The sequence below is a fragment of the Aliikangiella sp. G2MR2-5 genome (assembly GCF_015687155.1).
Classification (GTDB): Bacteria; Pseudomonadota; Gammaproteobacteria; order Enterobacterales; family Kangiellaceae; genus Aliikangiella.
The window spans coordinates 80,833-106,432 of the sequence record NZ_JADPQF010000006.1; the positions used below are offsets into that span (position 1 = coordinate 80,833).

A 25,600-nucleotide genomic window follows, 5' to 3' on the forward strand; every position below is an offset into this window, starting at 1 on the left:
CTACAACCAGAAAAGAAATAAAGAAATGGAATGTATCTATGATTCAACATTTACTTGCTCCAGGTACAAGAGTAATCGGACACCTTTCTCTCACGCGCAAATTCTTGCTCATCTTTCTGCTTTATCTATTTCCCGTCACCTATATTACCTACTATGCATTAACCAAGCATAAAATCGCGATAGACAATACTCAGGATGAAATCACGAGTCTTGCTTTAATTCACGAATTTAGGCCAGTTTTTGTCAATATGGCAAAATCCAGAGGGTTAACCAACGCTTATTTAAACGGGAATCAGCAAACAAAATCAAAAGCAGAAAGTGCTCGCCAAATTGTCGACCAAAGCCTGGCTTCTATTGCAAGCAGCAAGAGTATGCTCAACCTTCGCCAAAGCTTGAAAACTAGAATTTCTGATATATCCAATGAATGGGAAACTTTAAAGCTTGCTGCGTTTGGCATGAAGCCGGAAGAATCATTCCAAAGACATTCCATGTTAATTAACGAAGTTTTGTCGGTGACCAATGCCATTAGCGAACAAAGCCGATTAATGACCGATCCTGAACCCCATACCGCTTTTTTAATCAGTAGTTTTGTCAAAGAGATTCCCAGTATGGCGGAAATAACCGGGCAAACACGAGGTATGGGGGCTGGAATTGCAGCTAAAGGTAGCTTTAATAGCGAAACCTATATAGCGCTATCCAACTACTTCCAGCAGTTGTCAAATCTACATCGAGCGATAAACCATAGCTTTAACAGTGCCACCAATATTTCTAGTGAGTTAGCTGAACTCACTTCCGTAAAATCTGAATTCGATAGCGGAGTAAATGAGTTCTTAAATACAACTAAAAATAAAATGCTTGATCCCGATAAAATCCAAATTTCTTCTGACGAGTATTTCAATTTAGGAACAAGCGCGATTGAACAAGCACTGGCTCTGTATGAAAAGACTTTCGACCAGCTCAATAACTCTTTCTCTAAAAGATTGGATGCAATCTATGCAGAGATATGGCTTAACCTGTTGTCCAGCGCCGGGCTGATTCTAACAGCGCTCTATTTGTTTGCCAGCTTTTCTCAAAGTATGCGTAGCTCGATAGGCGAAATAAAAAGCTGCGTAAACAAGGTTGCCCAGGGAGATCTGACAGCAAGAACAAAAATTACCACAACCGATGAAATGCGGGATATTGGCCGAGATGTCAACCGCATGGTAGACGCTACTCAGGCACTCGTATCAAAAGTACTATCAGCGACAGAAGACCTTGTATCGACGGCGGAACAGAATAATGAATCTGCGGCAATCACCAGCAGTAAAATACGCCAGCAGAATGTAGAAGTCGAACAGGTAGCCACTGCAATGAATGAAATGCAGGCAACTGTTCAAGAAGTGGCTTCCAATGCCGAACAAGCAGCCGCTTCCACCGCAAATGCCGATAAAGACTCAAAAGCCGGCTTTGAAATTGTTCAGTCCACCATTTCAGCGATTTCCGAACTAGCAAACGAACTGGAAGTTGCATCAGGCTCTATCAATGAATTACGAGGTAATGTTCAGGGAATTGGCTCAGTACTCGATGTAATCCAGGGAATCGCAGATCAGACCAACCTCCTAGCTCTAAACGCAGCAATAGAAGCAGCCAGAGCCGGAGAGAGTGGTCGTGGTTTTGCTGTGGTGGCCGATGAAGTCAGAACGCTTGCCAGTAAAACTCAGGAGTCAACCGAAGAAATCCGCCAGATGATCGACAAACTCCAGACTTCGGCTGACTTGTCAGTTCGTTCGATGTCTTCTGGAACAGAAAAGAGCAAGCAAACTGTTGAAGAAGCTGAAAAAGCTGGCGCAGCACTCCAGCAGATCTCTGACTCCGTTAGCCATATTAGCGCGATGGGAGAGCAAATTGCTGCCGCGGCTTCTCAACAGTCAAGTGTAGCGGATGAAATCAACCGCAGTATAATGAGTGTTAAGGATATTTCAGAAGACACCAGCAAGTCGGCCATTAATGCAACCGAAAGGGGACGATTTCTGAGTGACGTGGCCAGCAATTTAAAAAGCCTGGTCGCACAGTTTAAAGTTTCCTAGACAAAAAGTTTCCTAGACACTCTTCCATATTTACATCCAGCCTGTATACATCCAGCCTGTATACATCCAGCCTGATGCCAATTTGAGTGTACAATTGTTCGCTGAAAAGCTAGAATGGTCCAACCACTAGCTAATTTTGTATTCACCATGAAAGCGAACCATTTAAAATCAACAGGTTACTCTAAAACTGAAGAGTTTCTTAATACCCTAACTCATGGACTCGGGTTGGTTGTTGCTATCGTTGGCCTCGTGTTTCTTATTCTGAAAGCTAAAGGAGCTACAGCTATCACCAGCGTTAGTATTTACGGCGGAACACTGGTGTTGATGTTTCTGGCTTCAAGTATCTACCATGGTATCTCGCACCCCAGAGCCAAAGCGGCACTCAAGTTGTTTGATCATTCAGCGATCTACCTCTTGATCGCAGGTACTTATACACCTTTGTTGCTTGTTTCTCTGGAGGGAACCGTCTCACTAGTCAGCATGATCTTTATCTGGACTCTGGCACTTGTCGGAATCAGCTTCAAGCTCATAACGCGCTCACGATTTCCGAAAGTAGCAGTTGGCACTTACCTTGCCATGGGATGGTTTGCAGTACTCCTGGCCTACCCTTTAATTCAAGCGGTTCCAGCCGGAGGTTTATGGCTTTTGCTTGCTGGCGGAATGCTATTCAGTATAGGCGTTTTATTTTATGTCGCCAAACATAGACGATTTACCCACGCAATCTGGCACTTATTTGTTGTCGGCGGTTGTGGTTGTCATTTTGCGACCGTCTATGGCTTCGTGATCTAGACAATCCTTCCAATAAAAATGTGATCGCAGTGGCTGTCTCGTTACTTTAAAGAGTGAAACAGCCCCTTTCTTTTCCTTACTTCTGCTCCACCTTGTTTTGTTTTGTTTTATCTTAACTGACAGGTTTAAACTCAGCCTTCCTTTACTTCTCAATAACCGATGCAGAATACAGGAATAATTCTTATCTATGCCTGTCTTAAGAAAAAGGCTACAATCTTTCGCACACAATATAAACTCTTACAATTAACCTCTTTCCCAAAAGAGCATGCAGCATGACACAAACGACCAAAATCGATAGTCTCAATCAAGATCAATCTCCGAATAACAGCAATCCGCTTTCAAACTCCCCGGCTTTATCTATTCAAGATATTCGCGCGCTAATTGCCGAGCATTTCAACTTGGAAGGCGAGTTGTCGGAGTTACCAAGTTATTGCGACCTGAACCGTTTGCTAATTACCGATTCCGGTGACAAGTTTGTGATAAAGATTGCCAACCCTTTACAAGATAAGTCTTCGCTGGACTTTGAAAACCAGGCAATGACACTTCTTAGTCAAAAGCTGAAAGAAATTTCCGTTCCCGAGTTACTGGTTAGCAAGAAAACCGGCGCGGCACTGGTCGCGGTTCAGGATCAGCTGGGGCGTAACTGCTTTATGCGAGTCATCAGTTTTCTTGAAGGCGATCTCTGGGCAAAACAAACTATCGACTCGCCGCAATACTTTTCTAGTCTGGGCAAAGCTTTGGCAAATACTGACAAGGTACTGAAAAGCTTTAAGCATCCACAAAGTCACCGTTTTTTGATCTGGGATCTGCGTAACGCGTCATCAGTTATTCGGTCACATGTTGAGGCAATTAAAGGTGAAGATAACAACAAAACGATTCAGCAAATTCTGAATGAGTTTGAGACCTTGGTTGTCCCACTGATGGCTGAACTACCTGAGCAAATTATTCATAACGATGCCAATGACTATAACCTGCTGGTAAACCCGGAGCAAAAAATGGTCAGCGGGCTATTTGACTTTGGCGATATGGTCCATACTTTCAGGATCGCAGAACTTGCCATCGCTGCCGCATACGCGCTGATGAGTCAGGATGAAATTGAGCAGCCGCTAACGAACTTGGTTGTAAGCTATCATCAAAACAACCCGCTTACTGCTCAAGAAATAGAAGTATTACTTTCCTTCATAAAGGCCCGGCTTGCGGTCAGCTTATGTATGTCTAGTTATGAATATCAACAAAATCCGGAAAATGACTACCTTCTGGTTTCGCAAAATGGAGCCTGGGAAACACTAAAGAAACTGAATACTATCGACCCTGTTTCACTAAAGTTAAAATTGAAATTTCAATGCGGACTTTCAGAAAATGCTGATAACCAGGAGGAAATAATTCGTTATCGAAAAACGCACCTGAGTGAAAATTTATCCCTGGCTTACAAACAGCCGTTGAAAATTGTTGAAGGCAAAGGCGCCTATCTCTACCGGGAAGACGGTAGCCGTTATTTGGATATGGTGAATAACGTCTGTCACGTGGGACACTGTCATCCTGACGTGGTCCTTGCCGGTCAAAAACAGATGGCGAAACTCAACACTAATACCCGTTATCTTCACGACAACATTGTTACCTTTTCTAAAAAGTTATTGGCGACCATGCCGGAAGAACTCAGTGTCTGCATGTTTGTTAACTCTGGCAGCGAAGCCAATGAACTGGCGCTACGACTGGCAAGACAATATACCCAGCGCAAATCCATGGTTGTTGTCGAAGGCGCCTATCATGGCAATACCAATGGCTGTATTGAGATTAGCCCATATAAATTTGACGGTCCGGGCGGTAATGGCTCGCCCGAATGGGTTAAACAGACTATTGTTCCCGATCCCTTTCGTGGAAAGTACCGCGGAAGAAACGAAGAAGTTGGCTATCAATATGCTTTGGACGTTAAGCGGGCAGTTAAAGAATTTGAAGAGTCAGGTCATCCGGTCTGTGCGTTTATCTGCGAGTCTATCCAGGGTGTCGGGGGACAAGTTATTCACCCGCCGGGCTATTTAAAAAATGCCTATCAATTTGTTCGAGAAGCGGGAGGTATTTGTATTGCCGACGAAGTTCAGGTGGGGATGGGCAGAGTTGGCAGCCACTGGTGGGCATTTCAAACACAGGATGCAATTCCAGATATTGTCACTATCGGAAAACCCCTCGGCAATGGTCACCCGCTGGCAGCGGTTGTTACAACCAAGGAAATTGCCGACGCCTTTGTAACCGGAATGGAATATTTCAATACTTTCGGTGGCAATCCAGTGTCTTGCGCAATCGGAAGCGCAGTACTCGATGTTGTGGAAAAGGAAAACCTGATGGAACATGCTTTATCGATGGGTAACGCGCTGGTTGACGGACTTATAGCGTTGCAGAAAAAGTTCCCGGTTATTGGTGATGTTCGAGGATTGGGAATGTTTGTCGGAGCCGAATTCGTTAAAGATCTGGATACGCTGGAGCCTGCGATTGAACAGATTGATTATGTTATTGAGCGTTTAAAAAGCGAAGGCATCCTGCTAACTACTGAAGGACCTTTTCATAATGTTTTTAAAATCAAACCACCTTTGGCTTTTTCGAAAGAGGATCTGGAATTTTTCCTTGGTAAGCTGGAACTAATTCTGGCTGAGGATGGAGCTCGGGTTTAACGTTAGAAAAATAGAATATTACTACTTTACACTCTAATTTTGAGAGGTAAAATTAAGAGAAAAATAAAATGACTGGTTTCATAGCTATTAGTTTAATACTTGATATTATCCAATATCAATGACAGTAGTCTCACTAAAGGGGAACTTTTTATTTTATTGTTAAAAAGCATTATTAAAAATAACTAAAAACAGTTTCGCACCGCTGCGCTTGCGTGCGAGTAACTTTTTGTCAAGAGCAATAAAAAGTCACCAAAAAATGCCCTAAAGCTGAGTTAACTAGTTCCTGCTGGCTTTCAATTTAATCTAAGCCTTTGCCAATTTTCAACTGGCAAGAGCTCCTTCAGGCAGGGTAAAAACTCGCTGCGCTCAAACATTCACCCTGCTTGTCTGAAGAACCATTCATTCCACAAGGCCGTTAAGACAGCTAAAGAAAAAAATGACAAACCCAAAAGAAACTTTTCAACCAGAACCGATCGAAATAGGTTAAAGGTTTGGATTGGTATTACAGCTAGAGTTTAACTTAATTAATAACCTCAGCACTAAAGCAACTATGCCTAGCTTTTGGCTGCGATTACGCCGAGAGTGCGATAGCAATTATCAGTTTTATCTATGTTAAAGATTTAGGAGATATTAACGCGCTCAAGTAAGAATGCCAGCGCAGCGAAAAAGGGCGTTTTTGGGTACTTTTTTCGCTCTTGAAAAAAGTATCTCGCAGGAAAGCGCAGCGCTGCGAAATTAAGGTTTAAAGAACTTTTATCAAAAGTTCAAAACGTCCCCTTTAGAAACCAGTCATTATATTTTCGAAATTCACTTGCTTTATATACTCATATTAAAACTAGTCACTCCCCTCTAATACTTTGTACGGTAAGCACAATAGCCATCAATACTCCCAGATAGTATGAATTAGATAATCTAAAGGTATCATCTCTTAGTCTAAGTAGTATTCCAACAATCAGAAATACTCCTGGCAATAAAACCAGATTCTTCGTTACCAGAAATATAAATGAAGTAATATTAGAAAGATTAAAGTCACTAAACAAAACAGGCAAATTAATCGCAACGGCGACAAAGATAAGCGCTCCTCTGATAAATAAAGGAACCTCGATGTCGCTTTTATTTTCTTGCGTTTTTTCAGTATTCATTAGTTAAAATATCGCTTTTATTCTCTATTTCCAGGCTGGTTATTTGTTTTAGCTTGCTTAGAAACTTCCCTTTTTTGTTTAAAAAATCGCTTCAACATTTCTGAACTTTCTTCCTGCAAAACACCTTCAATAATATCAATTTGATGATTATGACCACTATGTTGAAGCAACTGATATAAACTACCACCCGCCCCTGTTCTTGGCTCTCGAGTGGCAAAAACCACTCTTTGCACTCTGGCGTGCACCATTGCCATTGCACACATTGCGCAGGGCTCCAGGGTAATGTACATAGTGGTTTCAATTTGGCGATAGTTCTGTAGATGTTGACCCGCTTCCCTTAATGCCATGATCTCGGCATGAGCAGAGGGGTCATGTAAAGCAATGGGGTGATTATATCCCTGACCAATGATTTGCCCGTCCTTAACCAGAACTGCGCCAACAGGTACTTCACCTAATAACTCAGCTTTTTTGGCGAGCGCCAGCGCTTTTCGCATCCAGTGTTCGTGGCTTGCTATATCTTCAATTTCGGACATTGTTTGGCTCTAAATAATAAAATGGCGGACCACAAAAAGTTAATCCGCCATTTTAATCGTTTTTTTCTTAGTACTTGACTCTTCGTCTACTATTCCCACTCAATAGTAGCCGGCGGCTTACCGGAAATATCGTAAGTCACACGACTAATACCGTCAACTTCATTGATAATTCGATTAGAAACCGTGCCCAGTAAATCATAGGGTAAGTGTGCCCAATGCGCGGTCATAAAATCGATAGTTTCCACTGCGCGAATCGCAACTACGTAATCATATTTACGACCATCGCCCATTACGCCGACAGAACGTACTGGTAAAAAGACCGTAAATGCCTGACTGACCTTGTGGTATAAATCAGCTTTATGCAACTCTTCTATGAAGATAGCATCAGCTCGACGAAGCAAGTCACAGTATTCTTTTTTCACTTCACCCAACACGCGAACCCCTAAACCTGGGCCGGGGAATGGGTGACGATATAGCATATCGTAAGGAAGACCTAACTCTAGACCAATCTTACGAACTTCATCTTTGAACAATTCTCTTAATGGCTCGACTAATCCAAGCTCCATATCTTCCGGTAGACCACCAACATTGTGATGCGATTTAATGACATGCGCTTTACCAGTTTTAGAACCCGCCGACTCGATTACATCAGGGTAAATTGTTCCCTGAGCTAGCCATTTTGCGTCTTTCAACTTACTCGCTTCTTCATCAAAAATTTCGACAAATACGCGACCAATCACTTTACGTTTCTGCTCAGGGTCATTAACACCTTTTAGTTCATTTAAGAAACGATCTTCAGCGTCAATGTGGATAATGTTCAAACCGAAATGATCACCGAACATTTCCATAACTTGATGCGCTTCATTTAATCGTAGTAAGCCATTGTCGACAAATACGCAGGTTAGTTTATCGCCGATAGCACGATGTAATAACATCGCCGTTACTGATGAATCTACACCGCCAGAAAGACCTAATACAACCTCATCATTGCCGACTTTTTCTTTAATTTGTTCTATCGCATCTTCAATAATAGATGCTGATGTCCAAAGCTTTTCACAGCCACAGATATCCATTACGAAACGCTCTAGAATTCGACTGCCCTGTTTGGTGTGAGTAACTTCTGGATGGAACTGAATCCCATAAAACCTTTTTTCTTCATTCGCCATGGCTGCATGAGGGCAGCTTGGCGTGGTGGCAACAGTTTGAAATGAATCCGGAATGTCAGTTACCTTGTCACCATGACTCATCCATACATCCAGTAACCCGTTACCGTCTTCAGCAACAGAGTCTTCAATGGCTTCAAACAGTTTACAAGTTGCAATCTTTTCGACCTGAGCATATCCAAATTCACGCTCATCTGTAGCCGCTTGAACTTGACCTCCCATTTGATGCGACATGGTTTGCATGCCATAACAAATTCCTAATACCGGAACGCCTGCATTAAAGACATATTCAGGCGCTCGAGGAGAACCTTCTTCGGTTACACTTTCCGGACCACCAGATAAGATGATACCGGTTGGGTTGAACTCCTTGATGGATTCATCATCAACATCCCATGCCCAAAGCTCGCAATAAACGCCTATTTCACGCACACGGCGAGCAATTAACTGAGTATATTGCGATCCAAAATCGAGAATCAGTATTTTTTGAGAGTGAATATCAGTTGACATTAGTGACTTACCTTTCGGTCATTTGCTGAAAATCAAAAGCCGCAGTTAAAATAAACTGCGGCTTATCAATAGTAGGAAAATTTCGTTATTTTCGCTAACTAATCAGTAGGTTATAAACTATTTCGATACCTGATAGTTAGGCGCTTCTTTAGTAATCTGAACATCATGTACGTGGCTTTCACGCATACCAGCAGCGGTTACCTTCACAAACTCTGTTTTGGTGCGATATTCGGCGATATCTTTACAACCCGTCAACCCCATTGATGAACGTAAACCACCAAGCATCTGATGAACGATCGCATTGATTGGACCTTTATAAGGAACACGTCCCTCAATGCCTTCCGGAACAAACTTATCCGCAGCATTGGAAGATTGGAAATAACGGTCGCCAGAGCCATGCTTTTGCTGCATCGCGCCCAGAGACCCCATACCACGATAAGATTTATATGAACGCCCCTGGAAAAGCTCAACTTCACCTGGCGCTTCTTCAGTTCCGGCTAGCATAGAGCCAACCATTACCGAATATGCACCGGCAGCCAGAGCTTTACACATATCACCAGAATACCGAATGCCTCCATCTGCAATTAGCGGAACGCCTGTTCCTTCCAGCGCTTGCGCAACATTATTTACCGCACTAATTTGTGGTACCCCTACCCCGGTTACGATACGAGTTGTACAGATTGAGCCTGGTCCAATTCCAACTTTAACGCCATCCGCTCCGGCAGCAACCAGATCTTTAGCCCCTTGTGCCGTTGCAATGTTACCGCCGATCACCTGTACTTGCGGGTAAGTTTCTTTAACCCACTTAACCTTATCCAGTACACCTTGAGAATGACCATGGGAGGTGTCAACCAGGATAATATCAGCACCAGCAGCTACTAACGCAGCTACCCTTTCATTGGTATCCGGGCCTGTTCCAACTGCTGCGCCAACCCGCAAGTGACCAAGAGAGTCTTTACAGGCATTGGGCTTGTCTTCAGCTTTTTGGATATCTTTTACGGTATACAAACCGGTTAGATGGAAATCATTATCGACCATCAGCACCTTTTCGATACGGTGCTTGTGCATGAGTTTAAGAACTTCTTCCTGTGTTGCTTCTTCAGTAACTGTGACCAGTTTGTCTTTAGCCGTCATAACAGTGGAAACGGGACGATCAAGATGGGTTTCGAAGCGAATATCTCGGCTGGTAACAATACCAACCAATTCTTCACCGTCTACTACAGGAAGTCCTGAAATCCCGTTTCTTGAAGTAATTGCTTTGAGCTCAGCAATACTGGTGCCGGGAGCAACTGTAATTGGGTCAGTCACTACACCGCTTTCAAATTTCTTTACTTTGAGTACTTCTGCTGCCTGACTCTCGATATCCATATTTTTATGGATGAAGCCTATTCCACCTTCTTGTGCAAGAGCAATCGCCAGATTCGCCTCGGTCACTGTATCCATTGCAGCAGACACCAGAGGGATATTTAACTGGATTTCTCTAGTTAGCTGAGTCTTCAGACAGACTTCATTAGGCAGAACTTGAGAGTGGGCAGGAATGAGTAATACGTCGTCAAATGTAAGAGCTTCTTGAGTGATTCGCATATTAAAAGTCACCATTTTTAGAAGGGCCTTGCAGCCAAAGCGGGATTATACAGAGATTGGTGCAGAGTAACAATTTTTTCTATAGAAAATTTATATGGCAATCTATTGTTTTTATTGAAGTTAGCGAACAAATAACAAAATCAGGCCTGGGCACTGAATATTGCCGGTGCCTGGGTTACAATCTGTCATACAATTTTCGAGTTGACCCTATAAAACATATGATTCAACCGGTATTACAACCTCAAGAGCCGCCTAAGCGTGTAGTGCTCACCGTTACCCAGCTAAACAGGCAGGCCAAAACTTGTCTCGAAATAGAGCTCGGTAGTATCTGGCTAACCGGAGAAATATCAAACTTAACCCGAGCAGCATCCGGTCATTGGTATTTTAGCTTAAAGGATGACAGTGCCCAAATCCGCTGCGCGATGTTCCGCTTCAAGGCTCAAACTCTGAGATTTTCGCCCAGTGAAGGCGATCAGGTCATTGTCAAAGGTAAGGTCAGTCTTTACGAAGCCAGAGGTGATTATCAGCTTATCGCTGATTATATGGAGCCTGCCGGTGAAGGAGTGTTGCAGCAAAAACTCAAACAGCTTATCACTGATCTTCAGGCACAAGGGCTGTTTAGTCAGGAAAATAAACTGGCTTTACCCAGATTTCCGAAGCGTATCGGAGTCATTACGTCGCCAACCGGCGCTGCGATTCATGATGTGTTGACGGTTCTGTCAAGGCGCTGTCCTATGATTCCTGTTATCATCTACCCGACTCAGGTTCAAGGAGCTTCCGCGACAAATGCCATCATCAATGCGATAGATATTGCTGAAAAAAGAAACGAATGTGATGTACTCCTGATTACTCGAGGAGGAGGCTCTCTGGAAGATTTATGGTGCTTTAATGACGAAAAGCTGGCATATCGACTTGCAGAACTAAAAATACCTACTGTTGCCGCGATTGGACATGAAGTCGATCTAACCATTGCAGAATTAGTCGCCGACCTGAGAGCAGCAACGCCATCAGCTGCGGCAGAGCTATTGTCTCCGGAACAGGACTCATTGATTCAACGGGTCGATCAATTATCACTGCGTTTATTTCAATTAGTACGACTGAAACTGGAAACTCTGGTTAACCGGTTAAATCTAGCCAAACTCAAACTTGCCGATCCTTCAACAACTATCGAAAGTAGTCAGCTCAAACTTAACAATCTTACCCAACAGCTTAAATTTAGTCTGAGTGAAACCCATCACTCAAAACAGAAAGCACTTGACTCGCTATCAGTAAAACTAAATCGCAATAACCCATCGCTTAAATTAGGCGAGCATCAAAATCGACTCGAGAACCTGAAGTTAAAGCTTAACCAGTCAATGAGCAATTCTATTAACAAGCAACTACACAGGTTTCAGTTAAAAGCATCCGCGCTGGAAACTTTAAGTCCGCTAAAAACACTAAGCCGCGGTTTTTCGATTGTCAGGGACGAAAAAAATAAGAGTGTAGTCTCAAGTATTTCTCAGCTTAGCCAACAACAGGAGCTGGAAATAATTCTTGTCGATGGCAAAGCAACTGCCAGGGTAACAGGAATCAAAAATAGTTAAAGCCTCGGGTTACTAATTTAGTACGCGTGAGATTTTCAGTATGCGTGAGATTTCATTGTTGCCGCAATTAACCGATAAGTAGCAATCCAGGCGTCTCTTGTTTCCTGATCAAAATCATCCCCCAGACCGGCTTTCAATGTTAACAACAAAGCATTTCCAACGGGGGTATAATCTTCTTCGCGCACACCATATTGTATATGCCGCTCAGCCAGCTTCTGTAATACGGGCACAAGACCGGGTAAGTTATCCAGCCCCTTTACCGCTAAAGACAGCGTTTGCATTAACATTTTGCCCTGCTTTTTTAAATCTCCCTTAAATAGTCTCCTAACCTCGGGAGAAATTTCAAATAGTTTTCCGTAGAATATTTCAGCGGCAGCTTCCGATATAGGTGTAACTTTAGCAAAGCTTTCTCGAACCAGTTGCTTTTGTCTTTCTGTTATAGACATGCAAAACTCTCCTAAACTGGATATTCAGCATTAACTATAGTCAATGTTGTTTAAAAAACAAAAGTAGTTTGCTCGAAATGCTATAAAAGTGAAAATTGATCGGTTAATGAAGATAAAAACTCAGCTCCCCCATTTGTCCGTTCTGGCTTAAAACAACAATTCTATTTTCACCCTGTTTGAAATTTCCCAGCTGGATTTTTTGATCGCCAGAACTTTTTTCAACTAGCTCACCATTGAGTAACCAGGTTATTTCTCCGTATCCACCTAAAACCGACAAGCTTAACTCAAGCGACTTGTCATGACTAGGTGGAAGAGAAATTCGGCTATCATGCTTAACCCCGACTATAACCAGATTTTCAGATAGCCTTTCCTTATGTCGACATAAGGAAGACAATGGTGGAAGAAGTGAGCTCGCTCGAAAATTTTTGGGTAACCAGTGCTCTACTCTCGGTGGCCATAGTGCAACTTTGACGGTAGTTGTCACGCCTTGCACACAATCCTGAAAAACTCTTTCTCCTTGTTGATTAATCTGAATAGTAATCGGATTTTTCCGATTAAAGTTTGCTGTGGTTAATGTCGACGGGGTTACATGATCAATTGTCCATGCAGTCTTTTTTTCATGACAATGCTTTTTCTCAGTGAGTTGCTCAGCTTTCCCCATAGGCCAACAAATGCTTTTTGCTACTACATTTTCCGGTTTTTCGGGTTGCTCGGTAAACTGGTTTGGCAAAACATTGAGAATTCGATTCACCAGAGGTCCTGCAGTGCGACGACCGAACTCTCCGGGCGACGGTGTTCCATCAGGTTTACCCACCCAGACAATCAATGTGTAATCTCTACTCACTGCAGCCATCCACGCATCACGATATCCATAACTGGTGCCTGTTTTATGCGCTAGCCAACGCTTGTGCCTTTTAAAAAACGGGCTTGTCTGACTTGCCTCTAATGGTACTTTAGAAAGCATGTTGGCGGTAATCCACGCTGCTTCCTTTGAAAGCAAGTGCTTTTCTATCAAAGGAGTGCTTTTTAGAAAGCGAGGTTGACCAGCAATACCGTCTCTAGCCAGAGCTCGATATGCCCCGGCAAGATCGACTAACCGAATTCCGGCACCACCAAGCGCAATCGAGAGAGACGGTTTGTGGTCCCCGGGCAAAAAAAGTTTTAGGCCTGCACCTTCTAGCTTCTCCGCAAAGTTTACTGGCTCAATTTCTTTTAATAGTTGCACCGCAGGCAAGTTAAGACTTTGTTGCAAAGCATGTTCTGCAGAGACAGCCCCTGAGTAATTTTTTGTAAAGTTTTCAGGAGCGTAATCATCAAACGTTAATGGTACATCTTGAAGCAGTGATTGCGAATGAATGAGTCCTTCATCCAATGCCATTCCAAATATAAACGGCTTTAGAGTGGAGCCAGGCGAACGTATGGCTCGATTCATATCCACGTGTCCATGACGCAGAGGGTTGCCAAAATCGGCAGCTCCAACATATGCCAACACATTCATAGACTGGTTTTCTAATAGCAACGCAGATGCAGATGTATTTTCTGAAAATCGATAAAGGTATTCCTTTATTTCATCAGCCACCAAAATCTGGATATCCTTGTCAATGGTTGAATTAATGAGAGGTTTATCTTTATTTTGTCCCACTAGCATTCGAGATAGCAATGGTGCATCTAACGGTCTGGAATGGAACATAGCGACTACTGGCTCATCGAAAGCCTGCTCTACAGCCTTTGTCGACCAAACAGAAAAATCTGACAGACGTTTTAATACTTTATTCCTCGCCAGCTCAGCACGCTGTGGAAAGCGATCTGGCCTAAGAGCACTCGGTCTTTGCGGCAAAACTGCCATTAAAGCAGCCTCCGCGTGAGTTAAGTATTTTGCCGATTTTCCAAGATATGTAAATGTTGCCGCTTCTATTCCTTCAACTGGTCCTCCGTAAGGCGCATAATTCAAATAAAGGGTTAGAATTTCTTCTTTATTCAAATGCCACTCTAGTTGAGTCGTTCGTAGTATTTGCCAGAGTTTACCGCGAATACTTCGTTGATGCGGCTCCAGAATTCGAGCAACCTGCATACTAATCGTTGAGCCACCACTTACCGGCTTACCATAGTAGAGCCATTGAAAAATTGCTCTTAACATAGACAAAGTATTGACGCCTTTATGCTGCCAAAAGCGTCGATCTTCATAGTTAATCAAAGCATCTATATAAAGCGGCGAAACCTTTGCCAGAGTAGTCGGATATCGCCAAACCCCGTTGCTATCGGCAAAAGCACGCAAAGGTTTTCCATTGCGGTCTACGACCAGTTGTGAGAAAGCCTTGTTCAGCTGTTGCGGAGGAAAAGGATTTATCCAGTCAAATATGAAAAACGCAGTCATACCAATTGCCAAACCAACAAGAGGTAATAACAACAGCGTTTTTATCCAGGCAAATCGTGTTTCAAACCGGGCGAACATGTATATCCTTTCATTGCTCATTTTTTTAATCGATCACAACTTTAATTGATCACAACTTTGATTGATCATCACTTTAATTGCTCACTACTCAAATCATTCATTACTCTAGTTGATCATAGTGCTAGCGTGGCAAAACTTTCACCGGAGAAATGCTTTCTCCTACAGCTCTCAGGTGAGGCCGATACATATCCTCTACCTGAGTCGGCGGAACTCTGTATTCTCCGGGAGTAACCGCTCGCATCAGGTAGAAAAGACTGCTCCATTGGTTTTCTCTCAACTCAATCGCAGCGACATAGCGATCATCTCTGAACTCCTCATGGGCTATTTCATTTTCATTTAACCAACGACTAACAGGAAAACCCTCAATTTTAACTTCAGAATAATCATAGGTGTATTCCAGTCCGGGATTATCCAGCTCGAACCCTGCCGGTAACATATCAACCATTAATGCTTCAGGCATTCTTTCTTCAGCTAACAAATCCACTCTGACTAATACATATTCTCCGGACTTAACTGATTTGAGCTCTCTTTTTTTGCCATCCAAATGATAATAGCGACGTTTAACAGTTACTCCATTTGACTCCTGTTCCGGCATTTTTTGTGGATATCCTGTCAATTGCAAATCAATAAACAAACTTTCTCCCCGGGTTAAGCTAACGGATTGTTCAGCTAAAAAGTTTTTGACATCAAGCGCGCGCGTATACCCTTTTTCAGAAGTAATTTTTCTGATAGATTCCGCAGCCTGCTTAATTTCAACTTCCCAGGAATCTCCTGTTGCCATATCAAGTTCATGGGACAAACGATAAAGTGCGTATCGCTCCTGGGTACTAAACCACTCCTTCTCAAGCAAAGCGTCATTGACCTGAAGAATTAGATCCTGATACTGCAGCTTTAATCGACTTTGAGATGCTAAAGTCATTATCCATGCCAGATCTCTCACTCGAGAACCATAGTCACCCAAATACCAATGCCGATAATCTCTGAAAGCAAAAGCTTTTTGCCACAATAAAGTTGCCGACTGTGCATCCCCAAGCAATTCAAGTGCCGCTGCCAGATGCGCTAATGGTAAACCTGATTTACTCTTACCTTCATAATGATTTTTAATCTGCCTGACATCGCTCAGATTAATTTGATTATTTTTCGCTAGAAGATATGCAGCATAAGCTCTAAAAGCTAAGCCATAATGTTCTGGATAGTAAGAATAATAACGACGCTCAGAATAAATCGGGCTAATGGATTTCACATACTCCTGTAATCGGCTATAGCCTTTCTTTAAAACAGAGTCGGAGACCGCGTACCCCTTTTCTTTTGCAGTCGTTAAAAACTCCAATGCGTAAGCGCTTAGCCAATGTTTTTCGGGACTCTGATTACTCCATAAGCCGAAACTGCCATCACTTCGTTGCATACCGCTAATCCGCTGAATTGCTGCATCAAGGTGCTTCTCTTTTTCTGATAAAACTTTTTGTGAATACTCGTTAAGTTGAGACCAGTCGGTCTCTGACTGGTAATTAACCAGAGGCCAGGCGCGACTAGAAGTTTGCTCCAGACAGCCGTAAGGATATTGAAAAAGGTGCTCAATATGATTCCCCCTATTTAATGGCGGGAGAGAAGAATAGGTTACTTTAGCTGTGACAGTTTGGGCGATCAAATTATCCACCCAGCTTTTATCCAGGGTATATGCATCACCCTTTTGTATAACTTTTCTGTCACGCTTAAATATTGCCGGATATGCAGAACGAATTCCAAGCTTCCATTGTCGAGATACTAAAATATTACCCTGCTCATCAGCTAATTTTAAACTAATTTTTCCGAGGCCAATCATCGCAGCATTGACCTGCATTTTTACTAACGTTTTTTCACCATCAGCCAGACTTATATTTCTTTTTTCTGTCAACTCTTTCAACGCGCCGGAAACATTTATTTCGAGCTTTAGTTTTTGTTCAATACCAGACATATTCTGTAAGTCAAAAGCAAGCAGAGTCTCGTCACTAAGAGCCAGGAATCGGGGTTTCGATATTTCGGCAATGAATGGAGATCTGACCGTCATTGTTTTTTCCTGGTGACCAAATCGATTTTCACTAAAAGCCACGGCCATCAAGCGTAGCTCTCCATTGAAATTTGGAAGATCAAAACTAATCTGAGCGGTGCCGGTCTGATCAAACTCAATCAGGCCAGAATACAGACTGACAATCTGCACATCACTGGCAGGTTGTTCTCCACCGCGAGCAAGTTCAGCATCACCTCCAAATTTCAGAATTCCCTGTGAGCCCTGTTCATTCTTGATCAGATAGCTGAAACTATCTCGAATATTTCCCTGGTAGCGTCTTTGTCCATAAAACCACTGGTGAGGATCGGGCGTTTGATAATTTGAGAGACTTAAAACACCAGTATCTACTGCAGCCAAAGTAACGTATGTTTTTGCGGAAGTTGTCTTACCTTTATCCAACTTGTGAATATTGGATAAGTTTCTGACTTTAATAGTAACCGTCTGCTCTGGAGCAATAACTTTGGGAGAATCGATTTCCAATGACAGTTTGCGCGCGTCGCGACTTATCCTGAATGGTTCTATCCCTAGTGCTCTTTTGGGCAATTCAAATTCTTCTTTAAACTTTTTCGGGGGAGCAATCACCATCGCACTGATATAGATATCATGGCGTTTCCACTCTTGTGAGACAGGAATGGAAATTTCAGTTTCAAGAGATGTTAGCTCAAGCTGTTTTTCATAAAGCACTTTATCAGCCTCAATCCTGATGAGTGCCTGACCTTTAAAAGGAGCAAGTAGTTTAATTTTTGCTATATCTCCGGCAGAGTAATTGTCCTGGTTAAATTCAAGACGCACACGATCCGGCCTGGCTCCTGAAATAGCCCCGCTGCCATCATCATCCCAGGACCAACCAGCAAAAAAGCGATAGCTATTTCTCAAACGACCTGTTTTATCTCTTAGCTCAAGACGATATGTTCCATATTCCAACGGCAGTTCAAAGTCGAGTCGTTTCTCTTTTGAACGAACAACGCGAGTATAAACCTTTTTGTCATTTCTACTGCTAGAGTATCCCCAATGATTTCGGTTTGCTCTCCAGTAGTAATCTGAATTTTCGCGAACAAGTCCAACTTCAACCTCGCCTATTTCGCTAAGCTGTCCCTGCTTGTCCGCCAATAGCATTTCAAACCTGGCATTTTGAAATGGCTTTTGATAATCAGCCTGAGTTAATGGTCGAATGCCGAAATGAAAATCTCCGGGCCAAATAACCTGTTTTAACCTTCGAGTTACCGGTCGTCCCCCAGACTCATAAAGGCTGGCTTCAAAAACATATTGTGTTGGAAATGTTTCCTTACTCCACAAATTGGGAAGGTGCCACTCTACTCCTCCCGCCTCGGATAATTTCTTATCTTCAAGAGTGACTTTTCTTGCTGACTCTCCTTCTTCCGCTTTGCCAAAATAGAAATTTTTAAAATCTTCCAAAGGTTGATAAACGGGCTTAACTTCGATGCTTGCAGAAATTCTATTTCCTGCGGCCGGAGCACCATAAAGATAGTCACCCTGTCCGAATATAGAAATATTGTCTTTAGCTGTGGCAATTTTTTCTATCGAAGACTGCAGAGAAAGCCGCATTCTTTCTGGTAAAAATTCTTCGAGAGAAAAACTATATTCGAACTCATTTCCTCCAGGATGCTTAACTTTAAGACGCCACTCTCCAGTTTGAAAACTTCTATCGGTCTCAAACCGGTATGCGTAGAAGCCCTCTTTTTCCGGATGCCACGAAAACGACTTAACCTCTTTTCCGTCGGGTCGAATCAACCTTGTTTTTAACGGAACAGACGCGAGAATTTCACCATCAACTCCTCGCAGCAAACCACTAATTCTGATGGTTTCACCAGGACGATACAAATCTCTGGGACCGTATAAAAATAGCTCTGTATTTTGCTGTTTACGGGTATAGCTCAGCTGTTCAGATAAATCCAGAGCAGGAGCAGAAAAAGGAATAACCGCAAAGTGCTCGTCCTTTTTAGCTAAGATCGAGGCTTCATTTTTCCAACTTGCTAACCGGTAATTCCCCTTTTGATCAGTCTTACCTTTTGCCAAAAGATTTCCATTGTGAGCAATAACACTCAGCTCTACATCTTTAACTGGCCTGCCATCAGAGATTGACAAAGCATGAACCTCAGAAACTTTGTTAAAGTTTCGTATATGTAGTCCAAGATCAGAAATATAGAATGTGGCTATTTCTTTACGATATGGATATTCGCCTGCGGGCTCCATTACCGCAACATATAAACCTGGCTGCTTGAGCGCTTCAAGGTTTTGCACCGGAATATTCGTTGTCATTCGCCGGTTTGTTTTAAAGTCAAGCTTATAGCGACCACTGTATACGAGCTTTGACAGGTCAGGAAGATTTCCTGCATAGACTCCGTAACCTTTAAAAACATTTTGTAGAATCTGAGTAACTTTATTCTCATTAATCCGGTGAAAATTAATATCGACTTCACGCACATTGATCGACTCAACAGCAAGTCCATTGGTAATGTCTCCAGGCAAGATCAAGCCTTTATTAATAAATCGTACAGAATCTTCAAGACGCGCTGTATCGACTGTAACTGATTTGGAAGACGCTAATTGAGAACCTGTAATCGATGAAATATTTTTGTCCACCATTACGCGATATCGAGTAGACGGATTTATGTTTTTAAAATAAGCTCGCGTCTGACTTTTATTGAGTATCCACATACCGGATACAGCACTGCCCTTACTATCACTAACCTTGATGTACTGATTAAAATCGACGCTCGCTTCAATCGGTACAGAGAACGAAATCGCAAGTACCGGCGTCTTGTCAAATTCGCTTTCACTAATGTCCAGTACTTCGAATCGTGTATAGGCAAAAGCCTCCCTTTGTTCATTTACATCAAATTGTTCTGAAAGAGAACTTTTATCTGGAGAGCTTAGCTGCTCTTTGTCTTCAGCATCACTTCCAGCAGGCTCAATTTTATTCTTTGCAACATTATTGTTTTTTGAGCTCGTGCTTTGACTCGAACTAGTGGTGTTATCATCTTCCTGCTGACTTTCTGTATCTGGCTGGCAAGCAGATAATAGAAATATGAAGACAAATGTGAGTAGATTCCCTTTTTTCATTCTGCTGGTCTCGGCTTAGTGTTGAGAATTTTCATCAGGATAACGTGAGTTAACCAAGTCTTTAAGGTTAGCGACATATTCATAACCTGAATAAAATAACCTTTATAGATTTTTTCTAGTTTAACGTAAGGAAGTGCCTGGATGATGGCAAAATGTGGCCGAAATATGGCATTTAGCGAATGTGGTTACAGATAACGGGTAGTTAACCACCTTCGACAGAGTCGTCTGCCTTAGAATCATCTGAAGATTCGGTTAAACTTTCCAGCTTTTCAAATTCCAGTGCATACTCGTGTTCCGCAGTGCGAGAACGGTATACGCTAATCGCCGGGTTCATTTTGTGTAAATGCTTTTGCAGCTGAGAAACTGTTTTTTCTGGAACCAGAGCACCGATATAAACACTCTGAATTACATCTGGTTCAAAAGTTAACCACTGTTCACTTTCCTGGGTTGAATCCAGTATCAAGCGCCATTCTTTCAATTTTCGATAAGCACTATTCTGATTCAATACGATTAATTCAGGCCTAAGACTAACAGGTCCCCTGTTTCCTACCATGTATTCAGTGAACTCGCTAATTGATACTGTTTTGGCTGGCTGACTGCTATAAACAACCGGTTTTGCATCTTTAAATACTGAACTGGCTTCGCAACGAAATCTTATAGCCACACCTTTATGGGAGTGAGCCAGTAACTGCCACAAGTTTAGTGACTGATAGTTTTCAAATAGCGGGATAATGCGCTTGCTATTGGCATAATCAAGCCATTGATTATGCATTTCCATGGCTTCGGAATAAACTTTTTCAACCATGGTAGGCAAAAGCCCCTTTAGCGCCTCTTTAATTTCAGCATCGCTATTGAAACGATTCTCGGCTCGCCACCGATTAACTGCCTTTTGCAAAGGATGGTTTGGTTGCCCCCGTGGAGGCGACTTTCCAAGAATAGCCTGTACGATATACTTGGTGGCGCTTTCAACCAGACCTTCTGAGCTAAAGGGCATGGCGGAATGTTCATGGGGAAGAAATGGATCGAAAAGATTCTGCGCCGACACAGCCGGAAGCGCGCAGCGATTGAGCACTTGCCCAATTTTCTGCATATTACCAAAATACGTCAATGTTGCAGGAAGCTCGCTCATGTTGCTCCTAGTTTGTTCGCTTTTTGTTTTTTACTTTATTCTCCTATTTAGTTTAGACAGAAATCCTCCATTATTGATAATAATCTTGGGTAAACTCCATGTTTTGACATGATTTTCTGCTCTCAAAAGCGACATTATTAAAAAAAGCGCCATTTCGGCGCTTTTTTATATTTAACTACTTCGCGGTCTGCCTTAAACCGGCTTCTGCAAATCTTCAATGACTGCAGCCAGGAAGCGTGCCGCTTCTCCACCGGTACAAGCTCTATGATCAAACGTCAAAGAAAGCGGAAGCATCTTGTGCTTGGCGATCCCTTTATCGGTTAACTTAAGCTCTTCTCTGAAGCGTCCGGTTCCCAAAATAGCAACTTGTGGCGGTGAAACCACTGGAGTGCCGTATCGGCCAGCGATAGAGCCAAAGTTTGACAAGGTGATTGTCGCGCCCTGCTGGTCTTCCTGCTTCAAAGACCTGGTTTCAATCTTTTCACGCAGCTCCTGAACTCGTTGGCGAATTTGATTTGCATCTTTTTTATCAGCATCATGAACCACAGGTACATACAAACCATCAGGTGAATCAACCGCTATCCCGACATGGACATTAGGATGGACTAATCGCTCAAAACGCTCGCCGTCAAACCAGCAATTCAGTGCAGGCTCTACCTTTGATGCAAAAACCAAGGCTCGAACATAGCGTGCCAGGAAGTCCTGTTTTGGCCAGTTAGTGATATCAGCATCTTCCATCAAAGTTGTCGGAACAACCGTTGCGTGAGACTTGGCCATTCCCATAGCCATCGCTCGACGAACACCACGAACCGACTGAGGCTCGATGCTCACCTGAATGGTAGGTAATCTGTCACCTGCAGGCGCAGCAGCTGGCTTCGCTTGAGCCGGAGCAGCAGCTGGTACTGACTTTCCTACAGCGGCATCCACATCAGCTTTAGTAATAGTACCTTTCTTACCTGTCGCGTTACACGCAGATAGCATCACACCAAGACGACGAGCATGAGCTCTAACCGCAGGAGAAGCTCTGAAGTCCAGTGGATTCTCTTCACCGGCTGGCGCAGCCACTGGAGCGGGTTGCGGAGCGGCAGCCTGTGTGCCCATCAACTTTCCGTCAGCTTTTGCTTTTTTAATGTCAGCCTGAGTAATGGCTCCGTCAGGGCCTGTTCCGGTTACCTGAGCCAGATCAACTTTCAGTTTTCTGGCCAAAGCTTTAACAACGGCATTAGCTGACTCGGCGACGATAGTATTGCCCACCTGTACCGCACCAACAACAGTTCCTGCATCGCCGGATGGCTTTGACTCTTCTTCGGCTGCAACGGGTGCTGCGCTTGTAGCCCCTGCATCGCCGAAAGAAATTAAAGGAGCGCCGACTTCAATCACATCGCCAGCCTGTCCATATAACTTAGCAACCTTTGCCGCAAATGGAGAGGGAACTTCAACCACTGCTTTAGCAGTTTCCATTTCCACCATTGGCTGATCAAGAGCGAGTTCGTCGCCTTCGCTAACTAACCAGCGAACGATTTCTGCGTCTGGTAACCCTTCTCCCAGATCCGGCAGGTTGAAAACCTGACCACCAGCTACTGCAGCAGGCGCAGCTTTTGGTGCTTCAGTGGCAGCTGCTTGTGGTGCGGCTTGTGCAGGCACTGCTGCCGCAGCAGAACTGCCGTCACCATCAAACTCTACTAACGCTGCGCCGACTTCGATTACGTCGCCAGCCTGGCCATTGAGCCTGGTAATTGTGCCTTCATATGGTGAAGGAACTTCAACCACGGCTTTGGCGGTTTCCATTTCGACCATTGGTTGATCCAAAGCGACCTTGTCGCCTTCTTTAACTAACCACCGAACGATTTCCGCATCCGGTAAACCTTCACCTAGATCGGGTAAGTTAAATATCTTCATCGGTACTCCACTATTCTTTTCGCTTCTTCGACGATATGCTCAACTTTCGGCATATATTGTTTTTCTAGACGGTAGTAAGGCATCATGGTGTCATAACCAGATACACGACCGATTGGCGCCAACAGATGCATGATCGCTTTTTCTGCGATTTCTGCAGCGATATCAGAACCAACAGCACCGGCTTTTGGCGCTTCCTGAACGATACAGGCGCGTCCGGTTTTCTGTACAGACTCTAGTATAGTATCAATATCTAACGGGCTTACAGTTGCCACGTCAATAACTTCAGCACTGATTCCTTCTTGCGCCAGTTTTTCTGCCGCTTGTTTGGTTTCGTGCATCATAGCACCCCAGCTGATCAGGGTAATGTCGGTTCCTTCACGATCAACAAAGCACATGCCAAGTGGATACTCTTCACCGTTATCTTCAATTTCGTGCTTTTCGATACGATAAACACGCTTTGGCTCGAGGAAAATTACCGGATCAGGATCGCGCATCGCAGCCAACATCAGGCCGTAAGCACGTGAAGGATTTGATGGGATAACCACCTTCAATCCAGGAATATGAGCAAATATGGCTTCGGTACTTTCCGAATGATTTTCAGGAGCATGGATCCCGCCACCGTATGGCGCACGAATAACCATGGGTAAAGTAAGACGACCACGAGTACGGTTGCGCATACGAGCACAATGAGAAATGATGTGGTCCGCTGCCGGGAAAATAAAGCCCATAAACTGGATTTCAGCGATAGGCTTCATACCTTGGGCAGCCATACCAATGGCTACACCTGCAATCATCGCTTCAGCCAGCGGCGTGTCGATTACGCGCTCGGCGCCAAACTTGGCTTGCAAACCGTCGGTTGCACGGAAAACCCCACCATTAACACCCACGTCTTCACCGAAAACGACGATGTCTTTGTCTTTTTCCATTTCATGAGCCATCGCCAGGTTGACGGCTTCAATTAAAGTGATAGCTGCCATTATTTTGCTCCTCTTGCAATTGCCAACTCACGTTGTGCAAGTGTTCTTTCTGGTAGTTCGGCGTAGAGATAGTCAAACATAGACTCAGGTGTATCAACCGGTGTATTCAAGTAGTTATCAACACTTTGTTGTACTTCGGCAACAATCTCTGCCTGCATGGCATCTTCTTCTTCCTGAGACCATTGCTTATTGGCTTCAAGATACTTTCTTAAACGAACCATAGGCTCTTTTTTCCAGCCTTCTTCCAGTTCACCGTCAGGACGATATCGGCTGGCATCATCAGCTGTAGTATGATCACATAAACGTAAGCTGATACATTCAATTACAGTCGGACCACCGCCGTTACGGGCTTTCTCTGCCGCATCCAGAGAGGCCTGGTAAACCGCCAACATATCGTTTCCATCAACCTGCACGCAGTCGATTCCAGCAGCAATCGCTTTTTGCGCGTAAGTTTCACAGGCTGTCTGGATTTCACTCGGTACAGAGATTGCCCACTGGTTGTTATTGATAATGAATACCACCGGTAAATTCCAGATACCCGCCACATTCAGCGCTTCGTAGAAGTCACCTTGCGATGTACCACCTTCACCAATTTCGGTAAAAACGACACGCTTTTCGCCACGCATTTGCATCGCTTTGGCAACACCCGCAGCGTGCAAAGACTGAGTTGCAATTGGAACTGCAATAGGAAAATCCTGACGAGCTTTTTCATTTTGGAAGTCAGAGCCACGCTCATCACCACCCCAGTATAAAAGCACTTCTTCCATTCTAACACCGTGCATGACCATCGATGCTTGTCCGCGGTAATAAGGAACCAGAACATCTTCGTCTTTCATCGCAGCGCCAAACCCGACACCTATCGCTTCCTGTCCAGTGGCTGCCGGATAAGTTCCCATTTTTCCGGTACGCTGCAGCGCGTAGGCCTTGGTGTCCAATTGACGAATTAACGCCATTCCACGGTAGAGTTCTTTGAGTTTATCGAAATCTTTAGCGATGGCCGGTGCTTTTTTGTTTTTTAGTTTGCCATCTGCATCGAGATATTGCTGATACTTGACTTCAAACTTGGCAATTGTTGTCAAAACGGCTTCTCCTTCATTGGTGAAACGCTTGCAAACAACGAGCAAAGTAAGCTCACATTGTTTATGCAGACTCAAGCGTTTAGACTGGAGCGAAATTACCTGGAACTCATATCGCAGGACTAACTTAATATATGTCTGTGATATGAAGCCATATCAATTAATACACAATTTGTACAAATTGATATAAGCTAACTTTACCCACACATTTTGCAGGGATAAACAGGTGTTTTTCGCTGTTTTTAGCTGGGGGTGGATAATAAAGATTCTGGGCTCACTTGTATAGCAAAATTAGCGAATTTAACCATATTTTCACGATATTTGACCGCATATATCGGCATTTTTCGAAAAACCAACCTACTCTGGTCTAACCACTTAAAGCCTAACTTTTGTACTAACTCGCATTAGTTTTTTTTATTTCAAATCGCGACTCCTGGGTAAAGCTTTCTATTCCGTA

At 43.5% G+C, this 25,600-nt stretch carries 15 protein-coding genes; 4 read left to right on the forward strand and 11 right to left on the reverse strand.

What is annotated here, in order from left to right; genetic code table 11:
• The first annotated feature begins 38 nt into the window (after window positions 1–38).
• The 3 genes from IYN84_RS17150 to IYN84_RS17160 all read left to right on the forward strand — a co-directional run bounded on the left by IYN84_RS17150 (window position 39) and on the right by IYN84_RS17160 (window position 5,521).
• Complete coding sequence (locus IYN84_RS17150; protein ID WP_196140492.1) at window positions 39–2,066, forward strand: methyl-accepting chemotaxis protein; 2,028 nt, start codon at window positions 39–41, stop codon at window positions 2,064–2,066.
• Window positions 2,067–2,180: 114 nt separating this feature from the next.
• A complete protein-coding gene (locus IYN84_RS17155) occupies window positions 2,181–2,855 on the forward strand; it encodes a hemolysin III family protein (protein ID WP_210330668.1) in 675 nt (224 codons plus the stop codon).
• Window positions 2,856–3,127: 272 nt separating this feature from the next.
• On the forward strand, window positions 3,128–5,521 hold the full coding sequence (locus IYN84_RS17160; RefSeq protein ID WP_196140493.1) for an aminotransferase class III-fold pyridoxal phosphate-dependent enzyme: 2,394 nt from the start codon (window positions 3,128–3,130) through the stop codon (window positions 5,519–5,521).
• An 839-nt stretch (window positions 5,522–6,360) separates the two neighbouring features.
• Here IYN84_RS17160 and IYN84_RS17165 read toward each other — a convergent pair.
• The 4 genes from IYN84_RS17165 to guaB all read right to left on the reverse strand — a co-directional run bounded on the left by IYN84_RS17165 (window position 6,361) and on the right by guaB (window position 10,450).
• Complete coding sequence (locus IYN84_RS17165; RefSeq protein WP_196140494.1) at window positions 6,361–6,663, reverse strand: hypothetical protein; 303 nt, start codon at window positions 6,661–6,663, stop codon at window positions 6,361–6,363.
• 17 nt (window positions 6,664–6,680) lie between these two features.
• Window positions 6,681–7,196: a tRNA adenosine(34) deaminase TadA gene (gene tadA / locus IYN84_RS17170; protein WP_196140495.1), complete on the reverse strand. Its 516-nt coding sequence runs from the start codon at window positions 7,194–7,196 to the stop codon at window positions 6,681–6,683.
• A gap of 89 nt (window positions 7,197–7,285) precedes the next feature.
• Entirely contained in the window at window positions 7,286–8,866 is a 1,581-nt protein-coding gene (guaA, locus tag IYN84_RS17175; RefSeq protein WP_196140496.1) for a glutamine-hydrolyzing GMP synthase, read from the reverse strand.
• Window positions 8,867–8,983: 117 nt separating this feature from the next.
• Window positions 8,984–10,450: an IMP dehydrogenase gene (gene guaB, locus IYN84_RS17180; RefSeq protein WP_196140497.1), complete on the reverse strand. Its 1,467-nt coding sequence runs from the start codon at window positions 10,448–10,450 to the stop codon at window positions 8,984–8,986.
• Between the two features lie 218 nt (window positions 10,451–10,668).
• On the opposite strand from guaB, the gene xseA reads away from it, so the two are divergent.
• Complete coding sequence (gene xseA / locus IYN84_RS17185) at window positions 10,669–12,033, forward strand: exodeoxyribonuclease VII large subunit (RefSeq protein ID WP_196140498.1); 1,365 nt, start codon at window positions 10,669–10,671, stop codon at window positions 12,031–12,033.
• Between the two features lie 35 nt (window positions 12,034–12,068).
• Here the strand turns inward: xseA and IYN84_RS17190 are convergent, their stop codons facing one another.
• The 7 genes from IYN84_RS17190 to pdhA form a co-directional block, all read right to left on the reverse strand.
• Window positions 12,069–12,479, reverse strand: coding sequence for a globin family protein (locus IYN84_RS17190; RefSeq protein WP_196140499.1), 411 nt, complete (start codon window positions 12,477–12,479; stop codon window positions 12,069–12,071).
• A 103-nt stretch (window positions 12,480–12,582) separates the two neighbouring features.
• Complete coding sequence (pbpC, locus tag IYN84_RS17195; RefSeq protein WP_196140500.1) at window positions 12,583–14,952, reverse strand: penicillin-binding protein 1C; 2,370 nt, start codon at window positions 14,950–14,952, stop codon at window positions 12,583–12,585.
• 100 nt (window positions 14,953–15,052) lie between these two features.
• Window positions 15,053–20,062: an alpha-2-macroglobulin gene (locus IYN84_RS17200; protein WP_196140501.1), complete on the reverse strand. Its 5,010-nt coding sequence runs from the start codon at window positions 20,060–20,062 to the stop codon at window positions 15,053–15,055.
• A 202-nt stretch (window positions 20,063–20,264) separates the two neighbouring features.
• Window positions 20,265–21,191, reverse strand: a complete 927-nt coding sequence (locus tag IYN84_RS17205) for a hypothetical protein (protein ID WP_196140502.1) — start codon at window positions 21,189–21,191, stop codon at window positions 20,265–20,267.
• A gap of 192 nt (window positions 21,192–21,383) precedes the next feature.
• The gene (locus IYN84_RS17210) at window positions 21,384–23,090 is read right to left on the reverse strand and encodes a 2-oxo acid dehydrogenase subunit E2 (RefSeq protein WP_196140503.1); all 1,707 of its coding nucleotides are present in this window, start codon (window positions 23,088–23,090) and stop codon (window positions 21,384–21,386) included.
• Window positions 23,087–24,067, reverse strand: coding sequence for an alpha-ketoacid dehydrogenase subunit beta (locus IYN84_RS17215; protein WP_196140504.1), 981 nt, complete (start codon window positions 24,065–24,067; stop codon window positions 23,087–23,089). Before IYN84_RS17215 ends, IYN84_RS17210 begins: the two co-directional genes overlap by 4 nt.
• Entirely contained in the window at window positions 24,067–25,146 is a 1,080-nt protein-coding gene (gene pdhA / locus IYN84_RS17220; RefSeq protein ID WP_196140505.1) for a pyruvate dehydrogenase (acetyl-transferring) E1 component subunit alpha, read from the reverse strand. The genes IYN84_RS17215 and pdhA overlap by 1 nt, the downstream gene beginning before the upstream one ends.
• Window positions 25,147–25,600 lie beyond the last annotated feature (454 nt).

Bases quoted from the DNA above. Each gene is read 5' to 3' on its own strand.
- IYN84_RS17150 (WP_196140492.1), top strand. From the start codon at position 39: ATGATTCAACATTTACTTGCTCCAGGTACAAGAGTAATCGGACACCTT.
- IYN84_RS17155 (WP_210330668.1), top strand. From the start codon at position 2,181: ATGGTCCAACCACTAGCTAATTTTGTATTCACCATGAAAGCGAACCAT.
- IYN84_RS17160 (WP_196140493.1), top strand. From the start codon at position 3,128: ATGACACAAACGACCAAAATCGATAGTCTCAATCAAGATCAATCTCCG.
- IYN84_RS17165 (WP_196140494.1), bottom strand. From the start codon at position 6,663: ATGAATACTGAAAAAACGCAAGAAAATAAAAGCGACATCGAGGTTCCT.
- tadA (WP_196140495.1), bottom strand. From the start codon at position 7,196: ATGTCCGAAATTGAAGATATAGCAAGCCACGAACACTGGATGCGAAAA.
- guaA (WP_196140496.1), bottom strand. From the start codon at position 8,866: ATGTCAACTGATATTCACTCTCAAAAAATACTGATTCTCGATTTTGGA.
- guaB (WP_196140497.1), bottom strand. From the start codon at position 10,450: ATGCGAATCACTCAAGAAGCTCTTACATTTGACGACGTATTACTCATT.
- xseA (WP_196140498.1), top strand. From the start codon at position 10,669: ATGATTCAACCGGTATTACAACCTCAAGAGCCGCCTAAGCGTGTAGTG.
- IYN84_RS17190 (WP_196140499.1), bottom strand. From the start codon at position 12,479: ATGTCTATAACAGAAAGACAAAAGCAACTGGTTCGAGAAAGCTTTGCT.
- pbpC (WP_196140500.1), bottom strand. From the start codon at position 14,952: ATGAGCAATGAAAGGATATACATGTTCGCCCGGTTTGAAACACGATTT.
- IYN84_RS17200 (WP_196140501.1), bottom strand. From the start codon at position 20,062: ATGAAAAAAGGGAATCTACTCACATTTGTCTTCATATTTCTATTATCT.
- IYN84_RS17205 (WP_196140502.1), bottom strand. From the start codon at position 21,191: ATGAGCGAGCTTCCTGCAACATTGACGTATTTTGGTAATATGCAGAAA.
- IYN84_RS17210 (WP_196140503.1), bottom strand. From the start codon at position 23,090: ATGAAGATATTTAACTTACCCGATCTAGGTGAAGGTTTACCGGATGCG.
- IYN84_RS17215 (WP_196140504.1), bottom strand. From the start codon at position 24,067: ATGGCAGCTATCACTTTAATTGAAGCCGTCAACCTGGCGATGGCTCAT.